1 protein-coding gene is annotated in these 309 nt (G+C 48.9%); it reads right to left on the bottom strand.

Annotation, left to right across the window (positions count from 1 at the left end; genetic code table 11):
* The coding region (locus KDM89_RS21340) for a pilin (protein ID WP_212689800.1) at nt 1–271 on the bottom strand (271 nt) is incomplete at its 3' end.
* Nucleotides 272–309 lie beyond the last annotated feature (38 nt).

Genomic DNA, 309 nt, shown 5'->3' on the forward strand with positions numbered 1-309 from the left:
CATTTTCCACCGTGACGCTGCTGATGAAATTATTCACGATCTTATCGGCGGCCGGTAATCCTGCCGCTGCATTGTCTGCCGGAAAATCCTTTTCGCTGAGCCAGGCCAGCTCGCTGGGCTTTTTGGCGATATCTGCCAGCGGGACAGAACTGTCTACTTGCTCACGAACTACTTTGTACAAATACGACGGTAGTGCCATCGCACCCAGAATGGCGATGATGGCGACCACGGCCATTAATTCAAGCAAGGAAAAACCAGCATTTTTTTTCATAAATTGAGATTTTGTATGTGCGCAGCATGATGCGGATT

The organism is Cognatundibacterium luofuense, from assembly GCF_018139685.1.
GTDB lineage: Bacteria > Pseudomonadota > Gammaproteobacteria > Burkholderiales > Burkholderiaceae_D > Undibacterium > Undibacterium luofuense.